General features: G+C 52.8%; 17 protein-coding genes. 10 read left to right on the top strand and 7 right to left on the bottom strand.

What is annotated here, in order from left to right; translation table 11 throughout:
* The first annotated feature begins 6 nt into the window (after nucleotides 1–6).
* The 3 genes from gspL to SAMA_RS00905 are packed head-to-tail and all read left to right on the top strand — an operon-like array spanning nucleotide 7 to nucleotide 2,450.
* Nucleotides 7–1,197, top strand: coding sequence for a type II secretion system protein GspL (gspL, locus tag SAMA_RS00895; RefSeq protein WP_041409597.1), 1,191 nt, complete (start codon nucleotides 7–9; stop codon nucleotides 1,195–1,197).
* Nucleotide 1,198: 1 nt separating this feature from the next.
* Nucleotides 1,199–1,675: a type II secretion system protein M gene (locus SAMA_RS00900; RefSeq protein ID WP_011758300.1), complete on the top strand. Its 477-nt coding sequence runs from the start codon at nucleotides 1,199–1,201 to the stop codon at nucleotides 1,673–1,675.
* Nucleotides 1,676–1,694: 19 nt separating this feature from the next.
* The gene (locus tag SAMA_RS00905) at nucleotides 1,695–2,450 is read left to right on the top strand and encodes a type II secretion system protein N (RefSeq protein ID WP_011758301.1); all 756 of its coding nucleotides are present in this window, start codon (nucleotides 1,695–1,697) and stop codon (nucleotides 2,448–2,450) included.
* 41 nt (nucleotides 2,451–2,491) lie between these two features.
* Here SAMA_RS00905 and SAMA_RS00910 read toward each other — a convergent pair whose 3' ends face one another.
* The 3 genes from SAMA_RS00910 to yrfG form a co-directional block, all read right to left on the bottom strand.
* Complete coding sequence (locus SAMA_RS00910) at nucleotides 2,492–3,220, bottom strand: hypothetical protein (RefSeq protein ID WP_011758302.1); 729 nt, start codon at nucleotides 3,218–3,220, stop codon at nucleotides 2,492–2,494.
* A 61-nt stretch (nucleotides 3,221–3,281) separates the two neighbouring features.
* A complete protein-coding gene (locus SAMA_RS00915; RefSeq protein WP_011758303.1) occupies nucleotides 3,282–4,055 on the bottom strand; it encodes a hypothetical protein in 774 nt (257 codons plus the stop codon).
* 75 nt (nucleotides 4,056–4,130) lie between these two features.
* Nucleotides 4,131–4,784 (bottom strand): GMP/IMP nucleotidase, encoded by a 654-nt coding sequence (gene yrfG, locus SAMA_RS00920; RefSeq protein WP_041409601.1) that lies wholly within the window; start codon nucleotides 4,782–4,784, stop codon nucleotides 4,131–4,133.
* An 85-nt stretch (nucleotides 4,785–4,869) separates the two neighbouring features.
* Here yrfG and nudE point away from each other — a divergent pair, with 85 nt between their 5' ends.
* The 6 genes from nudE (at nucleotide 4,870) to SAMA_RS00950 (ending at nucleotide 10,723) form a co-directional block, all read left to right on the top strand.
* Entirely contained in the window at nucleotides 4,870–5,421 is a 552-nt protein-coding gene (nudE, locus tag SAMA_RS00925; RefSeq protein ID WP_011758305.1) for an ADP compounds hydrolase NudE, read from the top strand.
* Nucleotides 5,422–5,465: 44 nt separating this feature from the next.
* Nucleotides 5,466–6,278, top strand: coding sequence for a 3'(2'),5'-bisphosphate nucleotidase CysQ (cysQ, locus tag SAMA_RS00930; RefSeq protein WP_011758306.1), 813 nt, complete (start codon nucleotides 5,466–5,468; stop codon nucleotides 6,276–6,278).
* A gap of 4 nt (nucleotides 6,279–6,282) precedes the next feature.
* Nucleotides 6,283–6,702 (top strand): GNAT family N-acetyltransferase, encoded by a 420-nt coding sequence (locus SAMA_RS00935; protein ID WP_232280507.1) that lies wholly within the window; start codon nucleotides 6,283–6,285, stop codon nucleotides 6,700–6,702.
* A 118-nt stretch (nucleotides 6,703–6,820) separates the two neighbouring features.
* Nucleotides 6,821–7,486, top strand: coding sequence for a TetR/AcrR family transcriptional regulator (locus tag SAMA_RS00940; RefSeq protein ID WP_011758308.1), 666 nt, complete (start codon nucleotides 6,821–6,823; stop codon nucleotides 7,484–7,486).
* Nucleotides 7,483–9,339 (top strand): MFS transporter, encoded by a 1,857-nt coding sequence (locus tag SAMA_RS00945; RefSeq protein ID WP_011758309.1) that lies wholly within the window; start codon nucleotides 7,483–7,485, stop codon nucleotides 9,337–9,339. The genes SAMA_RS00940 and SAMA_RS00945 overlap by 4 nt, the downstream gene beginning before the upstream one ends.
* Nucleotides 9,340–9,439: 100 nt before the next feature.
* Nucleotides 9,440–10,723: a hypothetical protein gene (locus tag SAMA_RS00950; protein WP_011758310.1), complete on the top strand. Its 1,284-nt coding sequence runs from the start codon at nucleotides 9,440–9,442 to the stop codon at nucleotides 10,721–10,723.
* A 48-nt stretch (nucleotides 10,724–10,771) separates the two neighbouring features.
* Here the strand turns inward: SAMA_RS00950 and mnmH are convergent, their stop codons facing one another.
* The 3 genes from mnmH to SAMA_RS00965 form a co-directional block, all read right to left on the bottom strand.
* The gene (mnmH, locus tag SAMA_RS00955; RefSeq protein ID WP_011758311.1) at nucleotides 10,772–11,875 is read right to left on the bottom strand and encodes a tRNA 2-selenouridine(34) synthase MnmH; all 1,104 of its coding nucleotides are present in this window, start codon (nucleotides 11,873–11,875) and stop codon (nucleotides 10,772–10,774) included.
* Nucleotides 11,872–12,930: a selenide, water dikinase SelD gene (gene selD, locus SAMA_RS00960; RefSeq protein ID WP_011758312.1), complete on the bottom strand. Its 1,059-nt coding sequence runs from the start codon at nucleotides 12,928–12,930 to the stop codon at nucleotides 11,872–11,874. Before selD ends, mnmH begins: the two co-directional genes overlap by 4 nt.
* Nucleotides 12,931–13,018: 88 nt before the next feature.
* Complete coding sequence (locus tag SAMA_RS00965; protein ID WP_041409606.1) at nucleotides 13,019–14,125, bottom strand: acyl-CoA desaturase; 1,107 nt, start codon at nucleotides 14,123–14,125, stop codon at nucleotides 13,019–13,021.
* 142 nt (nucleotides 14,126–14,267) lie between these two features.
* On the opposite strand from SAMA_RS00965, the gene fabR reads away from it, so the two are divergent.
* Nucleotides 14,268–14,882, top strand: a complete 615-nt coding sequence (gene fabR, locus SAMA_RS00970) for an HTH-type transcriptional repressor FabR (RefSeq protein ID WP_011758314.1) — start codon at nucleotides 14,268–14,270, stop codon at nucleotides 14,880–14,882.
* Nucleotides 14,883–14,927: 45 nt separating this feature from the next.
* On the opposite strand, the gene trmA is transcribed toward fabR, so the two are convergent.
* Entirely contained in the window at nucleotides 14,928–16,025 is a 1,098-nt protein-coding gene (trmA, locus tag SAMA_RS00975) for a tRNA (uridine(54)-C5)-methyltransferase TrmA (RefSeq protein WP_011758315.1), read from the bottom strand.
* Nucleotides 16,026–16,117 lie beyond the last annotated feature (92 nt).

Raw genomic sequence — 16,117 nt, forward strand, 5'->3', positions numbered from 1 at the left:
ATGACAGTGAGTGAAAGGCTATTTATCCGCCTGGGCACCAAGGCTCAGGACAGCTGTTCCTGGCTGATTTGGTCTGAGCAGGAGCAGGAGATTATCGCCTCGGGAGAATTACCGGGCGCCGAGTCTCTCGCCAGCCTGACGGAAAGGGCGGGCAACCGTCCGGTAGACATTCTGGTGCCTGCGTCCAGCATGACCCTGACAGAAATACATTTGCCTGAAAAAGGCCAGCGTCAGGCGCTCAAGGCTTTGCCATTCATGCTGGAAGAAAACATCGCCCAGGACGTGGATGATATGCATTTTGTGGTGGGGAGCCGCGATGGTGAGCGCCTGTCCGTGGCCGCTGTTGCCCACGAGCAGATGCAAACCTGGCTTGGCTGGCTGGCCGACGCTGGTCTGAAGGCGCGCAGGCTGGTACCTGACTGTCTGGCTCTGCCACTGGAAAGCTGTGAATGGGCGGCCATGTTGATGGGGCAGGAGCTCCTGGTGCGTACCGGTAAAGGCTCGGGCCTTAATCTGCCACAGGACTGGTTGCCGGTGGCCTTGCCCATGATGCTTGCCGATAAAGATACGGCGCCTTCAGTGGCCACTTACAACGACATGAATATCCCCGGCGCCGATGTCAAACCGCAAACCCTGGACCTGCCCATGCTGGTGCTGGCCCGTGGCGTATTGCAGGCGCCGATGAATCTGCTGACCGGCAGCTATAAACCAAAGCGTGAGCTCAGCAAACATCTGTTGCAGTGGAAGAGTGCCCTCATCGTCGTGGCGGTAGCGCTCTTGTTGTCGCTGGTGAACAAGGGACTGACCATCTACCAGGTTGGCACTCAGGCGGAGGTGCTCAAGGCCGAGAGTGAGGCAATCTACCGTCAGGTTGTGCCCGGTTCGAGTCGTATCGTTAACCTGCGTTCTCAGTTGGACAATGAAGTACGCAAGTTATCCGGTAGCGGCAGCGGTGCTGAATTTTTCAGCATGCTGCAACGTTTGAAAACGTCTTTTGCGGCCGTGCCTGAATTGAAACCCAACAGCCTGCGTTTTGACAGTGCCCGCAGTGAAATTCGCATGCAGGTGACCGCAAAGGACTATGCCCAAATAGAAAAATTCAAAGAACTGGTGGGCAAAGATTTTGAGCTGGAAGCCGGTGCCATGAACAGCAGTGACGAGGCAGTCACCAGCACCCTGACCTTGAGGAGTCGCTAAGATGGATAAGCTGAAAGCCTGGTGGGATGGCTTGGCAACCCGGGAGCAGCAACTGGTTGGAGCCGGTGGATTTATGCTCGTTATCGCCGTGTTTTATTTCGGCATCTGGAGCCCGATCTCGAATGCTGAAGAGGCGGCGCTGGGGCGGCTCAAAGCGCAGCAGCAAACCCTGAGCTATGTAAAAGACACTGCCAACCGCCTTGCCGGTTTACGCCAAAGTGGCAGTCGTCCGTCACTGACCGGCAGCATGACCAACGTGGTGAACCAAACCGCCAGCCGTTATGGGCTGACCATAACCCGCATGCAACCTCAGGGAAATAAAATCCAGCTATGGATGGATGATGTTCCCTTCGATGCCTTGCTCGGTTATCTGGGCGATCTGGTGCAGCAAAAAGGTCTGTCGCTGGAGTTGCTGGATGTGGGTGAAACCGATACCCCCGGAATGGTGAAAGTTCGTCGTATTCAATTGGCCCAATAAGGGCAAAAGGGTTTAGCGAGTGTTTAAAAAGATTGTCATTGGCATACTCCTGTATGTGGTATTTCTGATTGTGCTGCTGCCGGCCTCTCTGGTGGTGGCGCTTGCACCTCTGCCGCAGGGCATCAGCATTGGCGGTGTAACAGGTACCTTGTGGCAGGGTGAAGCGGCCACCGTTCAAATTAAAGACAGGCAACTTGAGCAGGTTAAATGGGATATACATGCCCTTAAGTTGCTCACAGGTGCCTTGGCAGCGGATGTGCAGATCGGTGGCAGGACTTCGGCGCTGCAGATGAAAGGCGAGCTTGGCTGGTCATTCTCTGGCGTTCATGTTGCCAATCTTAAGCTAGACACAGGGCACGGTTTTTTACTGGCTAACACCAGGCTGCCGTTTGGCGCGAAGGTGCAGGGCGATGTCAGCCTGATGTTAACCGAATATCGTCAGGGGCAGCCTTTATGCGACAGCCTTGCTGGCAAGGTATTTATTCAAAACGCCAATCTTACCAACCAATTTGGTGAGTATCCCCTGGGCAGCGTTGAGTTGAATCTCGCCTGCGATGCCGGACAGGTGCAGCTGCTCGCCATGGAAGATAAAAACCAGCTGGGTCTGACGGGGACTGTGCTGCTGGCTGACGCGGGTAAGCTGGTGGTGAAGGCTAAAATCCGTGAAACCGATTTTCAGACAGAAGATATGAAAAAGGCACTGGCGTTCCTTGGCCGCAAAGATGCCGAGGGTTACTACCCGCTGGTTTGGCAGGGCAAGGTGCCCGGGCTCTGATTGAGTCAGCAATAAAAAAGGCGCTTGTGGCGCCTTTTTTATTAATCAGAACTATCTCTGTCGGAGACAAAAGTGCCAGCATGGATAAACACTATGTACTTGGCCTTGCCTGGCTCTTTTTCGCTTTCCATCATGGCGTTGAAATCCACGTTCCTGAGTAACTGGGTCCTGGCTTGGCGCAGGCTCTCAACGTTGTTGTAGGCGATTGTGACTGCGCATAGCCTCGAATCGCAGACGATGGGCTCGACATTGATATCAGGGAACTGCTGATAGACAGTGTCCTGATTGCGTTCGAGTTGGTGTTGCACGCTCATGGATCGCTCGTTTTTATCGCCTTTACCCAACCACGTAACGAACACGTCAAAATTATTGGCACTGAGCAGGGCGCTGACCTCGTCAATATACACATGGCCGTTGTGATTCAGCAGGAGCGGACCGAAGTCTGTCACCCCACTGAGTTCACAGTGGCTTTCAGAATACGCGGCTTCACATACTCGAGCCTTGGCGGCAAGTTGCTGCTGATGATCGACTGTCGCGGTTGTCGTCCCTGCCTCGTTAGTTTCCGTTGAGTGTGAGAAGTCGTGGGGTGCTTTGATTGCTGCTGCAACTGTGTCCGTTTGCCCGCTTACTGAATGTAGGGGGGCCGTTGCGGCAGCAGATGCAGGCACGGGCGATACAAGGTCGTTAGCCGACTGGTCTTGGTCGTTCAGCAGAAGACCGATTGCGATGCCTGCAATCAAGACGAGAAGTAGTGGAAGGGCTTTTCTCATATTCACTTCATCTATTCATTGCGTCATATAGGGTGTCTCGTCTTGGCTAGAGTCTTTTTTATCAGTCACTTGAACTTACATGATTTGATTTGACCACTATGCCTCTGTTGGTTTTGAAGGCGATGTATCTGCGCTGCCCATCTACCGTTGCCGAGACGAAGATGTTTTTCAGGCCTGATTTGCGAAAGAGCAGGTCTTTCGCTTTGTCCCACTCAGAGTCAGACGAGTAGCGGACCGTGAGGGTACAGATGCTGTCGGAGCAGATCGGCTTATCCACATTAAGACTTGGCAGTATTTCAGTCATCTCGGCCAGGTTATTGTTGAGGGCTTCTTCAAATTGCGAAGCCTGCTCACCACGATTCGCATATCCAAGCCATTCACTGAACACCTCAAAGTTGTCGGCATCCAGCAAGATGCTGACTGCATCAACATTGACGCTGTCATTCTTATTGAGCAACAGTGCCCCAAAGTCGGTTGCCGTACTGAGTTCGCAGTAATCCTCGGTTACCTGTATTTCACACAGCTGTTCGCGTAAATCCATGGACTGCGTATAACCCTGGACTGACGAGGCTGGCTCGCCTTGTTGCACTCCTGCAATCTCGGAGGTGGGATCAACATCGGCTTCTGCGGCTTTGGGGTTTAACGAGGTTGAATCTAAGCTGGCATCTGGCGTTGGTGCAGGGTGTGCCGACGCCTCAGTTGTCGCCGTAATTACTTGGGCTGACCCGGTGGGTAAAGGCAGTGGGGGCTCTGATGTTGAATCTTGGGGGAACAGGATGGCTCCGGCTACCAAGCCGATTGCCAGTGCTGCAAGGCTTGCAATCAGGGTTTTCATTCGATGTCCTTATCGTTTTTTATGAAACCCCGAAGTTACAGCAAACTCTTGTTTTTCACAAACCGGGAGGTTGGGTTACTCGTTGAGCAGAAGCCGGTAATCATGGATGGCTGGGAAGTCATGGAACACTTTGTTGGGTTGTTGGCTGTCGGGATTGCTGATCCCAAGCTGAAACCCGACACCGGCATGCTTTGCTGCCAGCAGAATCGCCTCACTGTCGTCGATAAAGAGACAGCGCCTGGGGTTGAGTTCGAAGCGGGCAAATACCGCCTGCCAGAATAACGGTGACTCTTTAGGATGACCGGTCTGATGGCTCGAGAGCATCTCATCCAAACCTGAAGCCAGTTCGGTATGTTCGAGCTTCAGAGCGAGGCTGTTCGGGTGGGCATTGGTGAGCAAGATGCGGCGTTTTCCGGCATCGGCGAGAGCCGTCAAAAAGGGCATGCTGTCCTGCCTGAGCTGTATTCTGTCAACCAGGGTTCGGTGCAGCGCCATGATATCCAAACCGAGTTCCCGTTCCCAATAATCGAGGCAGTACCATTCCAGTGTGCCCGCCACCTTGTCGTATGCCGCTCTGACATGGGAGGTGGCGGCCTCGGCGCTGATGCCATGCATTCGGCTCAGCGTGCCGGGAACCAGTGACAACCAAAAGTGGTTATCAAAGTGCAGGTCCAGCAGGGTGCCATCCATGTCGAGCAGTACTGTGTCAATTTGGTCCCAGGGAAACATTGGAAAATTCCATTGGTAGATTAAAAATGGGGTAGTAAGATTGTACCCCATCATGATTTATGAAACTCAAGAGTCAGGGGCGAGCATGGGAGAGCGGCGCCAAAAGCCGGAAATACTGCACACTGAGGTGGTGGCGAAGAGCCGTTTATTTCAGATAGAGCAGGTACATCTGCGCTTTGCCAATCAGGTTGAACGCTACTATGAGCGCATGAAGGGCTCAAATCGTGGCGCTGTGATGGTTGTGCCCGTGCTGGGAGAGCAGCTCCTGCTGGCTCGGGAATATGCCGCTGGTACCGACAACTATGAGCTGGGCTTTCCCAAAGGATTGGTGGATCCCGGTGAATTACCCGCAGAGGCCGCCAATCGTGAGTTGCAGGAAGAAATTGGCTTTGGGGCCCATAAACTCACTCTGCTGAAGGAGCTGAGCCTGGCGCCGGGGTATTTTTCCAGCAAGATGCAGATTTTTCTGGCGGAAGATCTCTACGAGAGTCGCCTCGAAGGCGATGAGCCTGAACCTATAGAAGTGGTGCCATGGCCCTTGGTTGATTGGCAACAGCTTCTTGAACTTGATGATTTTTCAGAATCCCGCAGCGTCAGTGCTTTGTTTTTGGCGCAAAAGCATCTACACCTTAAATAGATAGTTCCGGGCCCCGTGAGGCAGTGCCCCCTTCTGGAGTGGTTATGAAGCCAGAACAATTGGTCGACGAGGCAATTGCCATTGCGACCCAGGCAGGAAACAAGATCCGGGAAATTTATCTGGCCGGTGATTTCGAACGGATCGTGAAATCCGATAATACCCCTGTCACTTCTGCCGATCTTGCCGCGAATCAAATCATTATGGATGGGCTGAGGCAACTGACGCCCCATATCCCCATTTTATCGGAAGAAGCCGCCGATATTCCCCTGTGTGAGCGCGTCGACTGGCCTTGTTATTGGCTTGTGGATCCCCTCGATGGTACAGGCGAATTTATTGCAGGCAGTGGTGATTTTTCAGTCATTATCGCGCTGGTTGAGCATAACCGCCCCGTTATGGGGGTGGTGTACGTGCCCATGACCGGAGTGTGTTATTACGCCGTGGCGGGCCTCGGTGCATACAAACGCAGTGGTGGTATGGAGGTCAGGATCACCAGTCGCCAGCTGCCCTCCGGTGTTGAACCCTCGCTGAGACTGGCCGTGAGCCGCCGTCAGGACCCCCAATCTGTATTGAAGCTATTTCATCAGCCCCGCCATTGTGAGTTGGTGGTGATGGGGGGCGCTGCGCTGAAAAGCTGTTTGGTGGCCGAAGGCCGTGCCGATTGTTATGTTCGGGTAGGTCCCACGGGAGAGTGGGACACAGGGGCTGCGCAGATCATCATCGAAGAGGCCGGAGGCCAATTGATGGACATAGAACTGCAACCCCTCAGTTATAACGAACGTGACACCTTTGAAAATCCCAATTTTGTGGTGGTAGGTTCGCCTAATCTCGATTGGGATAAAATTCTTGTTGGTGAATAATACTTTGCAAATTCAATCTCTCTCTGCTTCCGACTGGCAGGATGCCTATCATGTCGAGCGTACCTGCTTTGGTTCTCATGCCTACCCCGACTTTTTCTTTCGTCAGGCCGTGGATGCCTGGCCCGATGGCTTGATTGGTGCATTTATTGAGAAAGAACTGGTGGGTTACGCCTTATGCGTACCGGGTAAGGATACCAATGTTGGTTGGATCCTGTCTGTTGCCGTGCTCAATTCCCATCGGGGATGCGGTGTGGGTAAGGCGCTGATGAACCACTGCTTGTCCTTGGGTTTTACCAGTCTCAAGCTCACGGTTGCACCGGATAATCCAGCCAAGTACCTCTACCTTAAACTCGGATTTCAGCAACAGGCTTTGGAGCGGGACTATTTTGGCCCCGGTGAGGATAGATTACTGCTCGTTCGGTAATTGATGCTCACGGAACCCTTGCTTAATAAACAGTGTTTTTTATTATTGTGAACATTGTTTTTAATTCGTTCTACTGTTAGTTTGTCACTAACAATCAAGACGGCAAACAGGGTGAAGGATGGCAAGGCGCAAGGAACACAGCCATGAGCAAATCCGTGAGATGGCCATCAGTGAGGTAGAGCGCTGGTTGGAGACAGAGCCTCTGCAGGATCTCAGCCTTCGCAAAGTGGCTCAACACATCGGTTATGCCCCCAGTACTCTGGTGAAGGTATTCGGCAGTTACCCTTATTTGCTGCTCGCCGTTGCCAGACGTGCGCTCGAAGCCCTGGACACCACTTTTGCAGGACATTTGGGCGCCGCCCGAGACAATTCCTCATTCAATAATCTTCCTCTGGATGCGCTCAAGGCAAAAACGGCGCTTAATGCCATGGCGCAGAGCTATGGACAATTTGCGCTCAGTTCGCCGGGCCGTTTTTCATTGGTCTTCGAGCTTAAGCTGCCCGCAGAAGCAACACTGCCGTCGGATCACAGCGCCCTGATAGAATCCCTGCTGCAACGACCTGAAGCTTGTCTAAGCGCCATGTTTCCATCACTGGGAGCTGCCCAGCTCAAATATCAAACCCGTCTCCTGTGGGCGGCACTTCATGGTCTGGTGGCGCTGTCGTTGCAGGATAAGCTTTTTTTACTTGAACACTCTCTTGCTGAACTCCTGACGGTTCAGCTTGGAAGCCAATTGCATGCGATTTCTGTGCTGGATGCACAGCACACGGAGGTGAGGCCATGATATTCAGTCGCCGCTTTTTGCCCTATTTTTTGACCCAGTGCCTGGGTGCACTCAACGACAATATATACAAGAATGTCCTCTTGCTGCTGGTGGCTTACAGTCAGGTCGACAAGTTGCCCATGGATCCCAACTTGTTTGTAAATCTTGCGGCGGGCGTGTTTATCCTGCCGTTTTTCCTGTTTTCAGCCCATGCCGGCGGCATCGCCGATAACATGGATAAGGCGAAGCTGATCCGTCGGCTCAAACTGCTGGAGCTGGGCATTATGTCCTGTGCCGCGGTCGCCCTGGTTACCGAGCACTATCTTGCGATGCTCCTGCTGCTGTTTATGACCGGCAGTCAATCGGCCTATTTTGGCCCGGTTAAATACTCCCTGTTGCCACAGGCATTGAAAGAAGAAGAGTTGGTGAGCGGCAATGCCTGGGTCGAAATGGGCACCTTTTTATCCATTTTGGTGGGTACCCTGAGCGCTGGCTTGCTGGTTGCCAACGAGGGGGCAACCTGGCTTGCAGCCATCACAGTGGCAACCCTGTCGCTGGCGGGCTATCTCAGCAGCCGCGCCATTCCGGCTTTGCCTCCCCAGAATAAGGTGCACAAAGTAAAGTTTGCGCCCCTGTCAGGTACCTGGCGCAGTGTACAGCGGGTAAGGCGTACTCCCACCATATGGATGGCGATTCTGGCCATCAGTTGGTTTTGGTTTTTGGGGGCCACTTATCTCACCCAGTTCCCCAACTTCGCCCGTGAACATCTGCATGGCGATGCCACAGTCGTTTCTGTGCTGCTGGCACTCTTTTCCATCGGCATTGCCGTGGGCTCGTTTTTGTGTGAGCGCATTTCCTTTGGCCGGGTGGAGCTCGGCGTTTTGCCCTTTGGTGTGGCCGGTTTAACCCTGTTTGGGGTGGATATGTTATTTGCTCTGCCGGGATTTGCTGCACCTCAGTCACTTTATGGTGCGGTCGAGTTTGTGCAGCTGAGTGCCCACTGGCGACTGATGTTTGACCTCTTTATGGTGGGTATCAGTGGTGGTCTCTTTATCGTTCCCCTGTATGCCTTTATCCAAACCCGTGCCGCCAGTGGTGAATGTGCCCGCGCCATTGCGGCAAACAACATTGTCAATGCCTTCTTTATGGTGGTATCGGCACTGTTGTCTATGTTGCTGCTTGGCCCGGTTGGCCTTGGCATACTCGAACTCTTTTTACTGCTGGCACTGATGAATGCCGTGGTGGCCTTCTATGTTTATCGCCAGGTGCCGGAATTTGCACAGCGTTTTATCTCGTATTTGCTCAGTCACCTGATGTATCGGGTATCCATCAGCGGCAGGCAACATATTCCCAAAGAAGGCGCGGCGCTGATGGTGTGCAACCATGTCAGTTATGTCGATGCCTTATTGCTGCTGGGGGCTTCAACCCGGCCGGTCCGTTTTGTGATGGACAAGAGCATCAGCGAAATGCCGCTGCTAAAGTACCTGTTCCGTCATGCCGGGGTCATTCCAATCTGCTCGCCCAAACAATGTGAGGCTACCTATAACGCTGCCTTTGAGCGTATCGACGAGGCGCTGATGGATGGAGAGTTAGTGTGTATCTTTCCCGAAGGCAGACTGTCGCCAGATGGTGTATTGGGTGAGTTCAGACCCGGGGTAGAGAAGATTCTCTCCCGGCGGCCCGTGCCGGTCGTTCCCATGGCGCTCAAAGGCTTATGGGGCTCTTTCTTCAGCCATAAAGATGGTCATGCATTGACGACACGCCCCAAGCGTTTCTGGTCAAAGGTTGAGATTGAAATAGCACCGGCAGTGGATGGGGCTAGCTGCGACAGACACTCGTTGCAGGCTACTGTTTCTGAATTAATTGGTATGTAATTCTGTTATTTGGCAATATTTTATGCTGTGTATTGTCTCTGAGACTTTCTGCTGATTAAATGGCGGCGACGTTAACATAGGTGCTACTGGAGATTTACAAATGAAAGGGAAGTTACTGCTCAGTACCTGCTCGCTGTTGCTTGTTGCCTGCGGCGGTTCGGGTGATGCAGGGGGCGATCAGGGCTCGAACGGCAATAATGCCCACTTGGTTGGCGACTTTGTGCGCCAGGCAACCAAGTGTGATGCCCGTGCTGCAAATACCTCAGCCAAGGTCATACTGCATAGAAAAGATGGCTCTGTTATGTCGACACACCAGCCAAATGCTTCTGGTAGATTGGATATTGATTGGCCTGCAGATGCTGCTCATATCACCTTGGTCACCACTTCAAACGGTGAGTTGCGTTTGGACACTCAACTTGTGCGTAGTAGTGGCGATTTGGGCATTAATGCGGCTTATGATGACAGTTTGAACTTGCAATGCGAGTGTAAGACCCTCGATGTTAATGGCGCTGAGCTTGCGGCCGCATACCCCGACCATAAGATTCTGCTGCGTGGAGCCCGCCTGGATTCTGTGAATTCCACTGAATTTTGCAAAGTGCCTGGAAGTGAGTATGCCAGCGTGGATTTATGGCTGACACCAACTATTGCAAATGATAAGTCCTACGGCGCGCTGCTGGATGTGAATCAGAATAATGCTAGCTTAGTGTTAACAGCCGATTTGGTGTCAGATGCTGCCAATGAAGGTGTCGATGTGTCCTTTTACGATAACTATGATGGCATCTCCCGCGCTTACACTTATGGCTTAAATAAGGATGGCCGTCGTCACTTCATGCGTTCACCGGACATTCTTTCGGTATTCCCGGGCATATACAGCAACAACTACCTTCAGCTTTTTCACAGCAGGGATTTGGGTTCGACAGCAGAAGGCTCGCTCAGTTACCACGCCGGACGCAGGATTAAAGTGACAGAGCCGACCCAAGTTCAAACTGTCGATATTGCCGACAATGAACAGGCCATGCTGGCTTCGGTCAACGCCTTATTACAGGGGATCGCAAGTGGCTCAGCGGTTAACTACGATCTTGGCAACATAGGTACCAACCGTGCCGGGTTGATGGTATTTGTGAACGGTAATGGGATGTACTGGAGTATAAACGGACCTCTGAAAGGTACTTTCCCGGATTTGCAGTTGCCAGCGGAAATAGAAGCTCAACTGGAAACCGCTGATATACAGCAAATATCATTTCAGAGCTCTGGATACCGTCAGGCTGGTGGTATAAACGCACTGCGTGAACAACTGGCGACTGAAAGCCGCAGTGGTACGAAGTTGCGTCCCGCGTTTTTTGATAACTACGACTATGAAGATATTACGGTCTGGTTGAACTGAGCCCACTTGGCATCATTTAGATGAAAGCCCTCTTTCGAGGGCTTTTTGCTATTTGCCGAGACTACTCAGATACTCGTGCATTTCAGCGTGAGTTCCGGTAAAGCGCACCCGGGCGGCTTTTTTGCCCAGTTGATAGTGGTACATGGGGTCGTAATAACTTTCCAGCAGCAGTGATATCCAGTCCAGGTGGGCACTGGTATCCCTGCGGCTTTGCTCCGTGGCCAGTGCTTTGTTCATCAGCTCTGTCATTTCAGCATGCAGCTTACCGCCAAGGCGTTTGTAGATGCCCTTGAGGCTGCCGAGCAGATAGTCACGATAAGCGATAAAGCCCTGCTCTTCACCCAGACGTTCCACATAACCCGCGTGCATCTTGTGGACGTAATCGTCCAACAGGCGAGGCAGACGTTCTTCGAGCGTAGAAGTCAGCACCAATACCGGCGCCTGCTGCATCTTTTCGAAAAAGGTCTTGGGGATGGCATTGCGGCCAATGAGGAAGCTTTCATCTTCCAGTAGCAGTTTGGCTTGTTCGCGCTCCTGATGACGCAGCAGTTCGATGGCGAGCCGATTCTCAAAATCAATCTGACTGGGTTGCCCCTCGTGCTGGCGACCAAAGCTGGAGCCCCGATGGTTGGCGATGCCTTCCAGATCGACCGACTCACTGCGAAGGCGTACAAAGTCAGTTTTACCGCTGCCGGTAATGCCGCTGAGGATAAGCATTTCGCTTTTGCCTGGCGCAGTGTCAATCTCGTCAATCAAGAATTGGCGCATTGCTTTGTAGCCGCCTTCGATAAAGGGAATATCGAGTCCGACCTCTTTGAGCCAACTTTGAGTGATGCGCGATCTCAACCCGCCACGAAAGCAATACAGAAAACCATCTGGATGCTCGCTGAAAAAGGCTTTCCAGGCATCGACTCGGTTCGCTTTGACCTTACCGGCAACCAGCTGGTGGCCAAGCTCTATAGCTGCTTCCTGGCCATGCTCTTTGTAGCAGGTTCCCACCTTTTGCCGTTCGCTGTCGGTCATCAGAGGCAGATTCACCGCATTGGGAAAAGCGCCCTTGCTGAACTCGATGGGGGCGCGCACATCCATAATGGGATGACCTTTTAAGAAGATCTCCCGATATTGCTTGGCGGGGACGGTATTGGTACTCATGCCAAACCACCGGATTTGAGAAGCAGTCTACCCGGGCCCGCCTTCAGCTCGCCAATGCATACAGGCGTTATACCGTGGCTGCTGAGGAGCTCGCATAAGGCCGCTTCGGCCTCATCGCAGACTGCCACCAGAAGGCCGCCGCTGGTTTGTGGGTCACAAAGCAGCGCCTTTTCGCGCTCGCTGACGTTTGGCAGATGCTCGCCGTAGCTGTCAAAGTTTCTGTGGGTGCCGCCGGGTATACAGCCAAGGTCAAGATAATGCTCGGCGCGCTCCAGCAGTGGAACTGCCTCAAGGTTCAGTTCGGCATCCACAGTGGCGCCCTGACACATTTCCAGCAGGTGCCCCGCCAATCCAAAACCCGTTACATCTGTCATGGCACTGACGCCGGGCAGAGTTGCTATATCGGCGCCAATTTTATTGAGCGTGCACATAGCTTCGGGGGCTATGTGGGCATCGGCGTCTTCAAGCTTTTTCTGCTTTTGGGCCGTCGTGAGAATACCAATGCCGATGGGCTTGGTGAGGTACAGCTTGTCACCCGCCTTGGCAGTATTGTTTTGTTTCAGGCGCTCCAGCGGTAGCTGACCAGTCACGGCCAGACCGAAAATAGGCTCGGGCGCATCAATGCTGTGGCCACCGGCGAGCATGATTCCGGCATCCATACAGGCCTGACGGCCACCATCCACCACCTGTTGAGCCACTTCGGCGGGCAGCTTGTTCACAGGCCAACCCAGAATGGCAATCGCCATCATGGGGGTGCCGCCCATAGCGTAGATATCGCTGATGGCATTGGTGGCAGCGATACGGCCGAAGGTGAAGGGGTCGTCCACTATGGGCATGAAAAAGTCGGTGGTGCTGATGATGCCGGTGGTGTCATTCAGCTTGTAAACGGCTGCGTCATCGCGGCTGGCATTGCCAACCAATAGATTGGGGTCAACAAAGCTTGGCAGCTGCGATTCAAGGATGGTACCCAGTACCTTGGGCGATATTTTGCAGCCACAACCGGCTCCGTGGCTGTATTCGGTCAGTTTGATGGGCTGTGAAAGTTGCGATGACATACGGATTTGCCTGCCTGAAAGGAATGGCAACCATGATAGTCAGATACGGCCTCCATGCAAGGAGGCCGTGTTGATTCTTATAGCGGGATCAGCGACAGGCGGCTGTCACTGATGCCCAGTTTTGCTGCGCCAGACGCAGGCGGTTCTTCAGCTCCGCTACCTTGGGTGAGAGTTCTTTTACACAAAGCTCGGCACGACGGGCTTCCAGCAGTTCTTTTTTAGCTTCGTAGTAGGCCAGGAGCTGTTGCTTCAGACGCTCGTATTCCAGCTGCAGGGATTCCAGTAGCTCTTCGGCATCTTTATGGCCGGCAATGCGATGTTGGCTGCGCTTGAGCTGCATCTGCAGTTTGGCGCTTTCGATACGTTCCTGTGGCACTTTGCGTAAGTCACCGGCCAATCCACACCAGGACAAGCCCTTGATAAGCCACTTGGTTGGGTCGTAGTCCCACCAGTGGATACCATTGCGGTAGTCGTTTTCAAAGATATGGTGGAAGTTGTGGTAGCCCTCGCCATAGGTTAAAAACGCCAGCAGCGGATTGTCGCGGGCGGTGTTCTTGTCGGTATAAGGCTGCGAGCCCCAGATGTGCGCCAGTGAGTTGATAAAGAAAGTGCAGTGGTGAACCAGCACCAAACGCGCCAAACCTGCCAACAGTAACATCGACAGCACATCACCATGAAACCAGCCCAGCAGCGCCGGCAGACCCACATTCATCAAAATGGTCAATAGCAAATAATGTTTGTGTTGCCACATGACGATAGTATCGTTTTGAAGATCGCGTACGTTGTTGTAGTCGTGATATCTGTGGGCCTGATACTCCCTCAGCATCCAGCCGATATGGCTATACCAGAAACCCATGTTCGCTGAATAGGGGTCTTTGTCGTTGTTGTCGACATGCTTGTGGTGCACCCGGTGATCCGAAGACCAGTGCAAGGCGCTGTTTTGCAATGCCAGTGCACCACCGAGTGCATAAAAGAAGCGTACCACGGCATTGGCCTTGTACGCCTTGTGTGACCAAAGCCTGTGATAGCCCGCAGTAATAGAGAGGCCGCTGTAAAATACCAAGACCACAAAGGCGACCCATTCAACGGCGTCAAAGCCATGGGTGATAGCTCGCCACGGAACCAGGGTAATTGCACCGCCAAGGGTTAGAACGAACAGAGAGAGGTTCAGCCAAATGATGGGGGGTTTATTCATTATTGTTTCCATATATCGCTTTAAGCGTACAGCTGTAAGCTAATTTAGACGAGCTGATGACCAAGGTCAAGGAAGGCGGGGCTGTGTTTTAGGGGCAAAAGGGTTATTATCCCGTGAATCAGTAAGATGAACGGAATATCACATGGGAGTTAGAGCACAGCAGAAAGAGAAGACCCGTCGTGCCTTGGTGGACGCGGCCTTCAATCAGCTCAGTGCCGAGCGCAGTTTTTCCAGCTTGAGCCTGCGGGAAGTTGCCCGGGAGGCCAGCATTGCGCCCACTTCTTTCTACCGCCATTTCAAGGATATGAATGAGTTGGGGCTTACCATGGTGGATGAAGGCGGCCTGGCGCTGCGGCAGATGATGCGTAAAGGGCGTCAGCGTGCCGAAGCGGGTGGCAGTGTAATTCGCATTTCCGTCGATACCTTTATGGAAGTTCTCGACTCCAATCCCAACGTATTCCGTATCCTGCTGCACGAGCGTTCCGGTACTTCTGCGCCGTTCCGTGCCGCTGTGGCCAGAGAGATTGAACACTTTATTTCTGAGCTTGCCCATTACACCGAGGAAAAGGCCAAACGCAGCCCGGAACTGGCCAGAGCCCAGGCCGAATCCATGGTTACTCTGGTGTTTAACGCAGGTGCTGCGGCGCTGGATATGAAAAAGTCTGAGCGCAAGATCCTGGCTGACCAGCTGGTATTACAGCTGCGTATGGTGGCCAAAGGGGCTGAGTTTTTGCAGCAAAAGGTCGATGCAAAATAAAAAACGGAGCCTAAGGCTCCGTTTTTTATGTAATGATTGCCAGTATCAGCGGCGTTTAAGCATCACGCCGGCTTCTGTGTGATGGGTATAAGGGAACTGATCGAACAGCGCAAAGCGCACTACTTCGTGAGTTTCGCTAAGTACCTTGAGGTTATCATTCAGAGTATCGGGATTGCAGGAGATATAGAGAATGTTCTCGTAACCCTGAACCAGCTTAACGGTCTCATCATCCAGGCCCGCTCTGGGTGGATCCACAAAGATGGTGTTGCACTGGTAGCTTTGTAAATCAATGTCGCCAAGACGGTTGAAACGCTTTTCACCTTTCATGGCTTCGGTGAATTCTTCCGCTGACATACGGACGATATCGAGATTACTTACCTTATTGACTTGAATATTGTACTGAGCCGCTTCTACAGAGGGTTTGGCCAGTTCAGTCGCCAGTACCTTGCCAAAGTTTGGTGCCAAAGCGATGGAAAAGTTGCCGTTACCACAGTAAAGCTCCAGCAAGTCACCACTACTTTGTTTGGTGGCATCCAGCGCCCATTCCAACATCTTAACCGCCACACCTGCATTGGGCTGAGTAAAGCTGTTCTCTACCTGCTTATAGTGCAGGGTCTTACCATCCACATCGAGTGACTCAACTACAAAGTCGCGGTCGAGCACAAATTTTTGTTTGCGGGCACGGCCAATAATGTCGACTTTAAAGTGCTCGCCCAGACGCGCCTTGAGCGCACGGGCTTCAGTGAGCCATTGATCGTCCAACTGGCGGTGATACAAGAGACTGACCAGAATCTCGCCACTCAGGGTAGACAAGAAGTCTACCTGGAACAGCTTGTGGCGCAGGGCGCGATTGGGGCGAAGTTCGTCCAGCAGGGCAGGCATCATGCGGTTGATGAGTTCGCTGGCTGGCAAAAACTGATCGGTACGTACCTTTTCTTTTGCCACGTTGTCGAACATACAGTAGTAGAGGTCGTCGCCATCGTGCCACACCCGGAATTCACAGCGCATCCGATAATGGGCTGGGGCAGATGGGAATACTTCCAGAGCCGGTGGATTATAGTGGGCAAATGCCTCAGTCAGTGCCTGGCACTTTTGCTCAAGCTGCTGCTCGTACTGTTGAGGGTCCATGGCTTGTGCGTTCATTTGCAATCTCGTCCGGCTTAAAAAATGGCCGCAAATTTTACCCCAGCGAAACCGTATGTCCAGCTTTCTGGCTTTGCCCTTTATTTTAGGCT

It is taken from the genome of Shewanella amazonensis SB2B, assembly GCF_000015245.1.
Lineage (GTDB): Bacteria > Pseudomonadota > Gammaproteobacteria > Enterobacterales > Shewanellaceae > Shewanella > Shewanella amazonensis.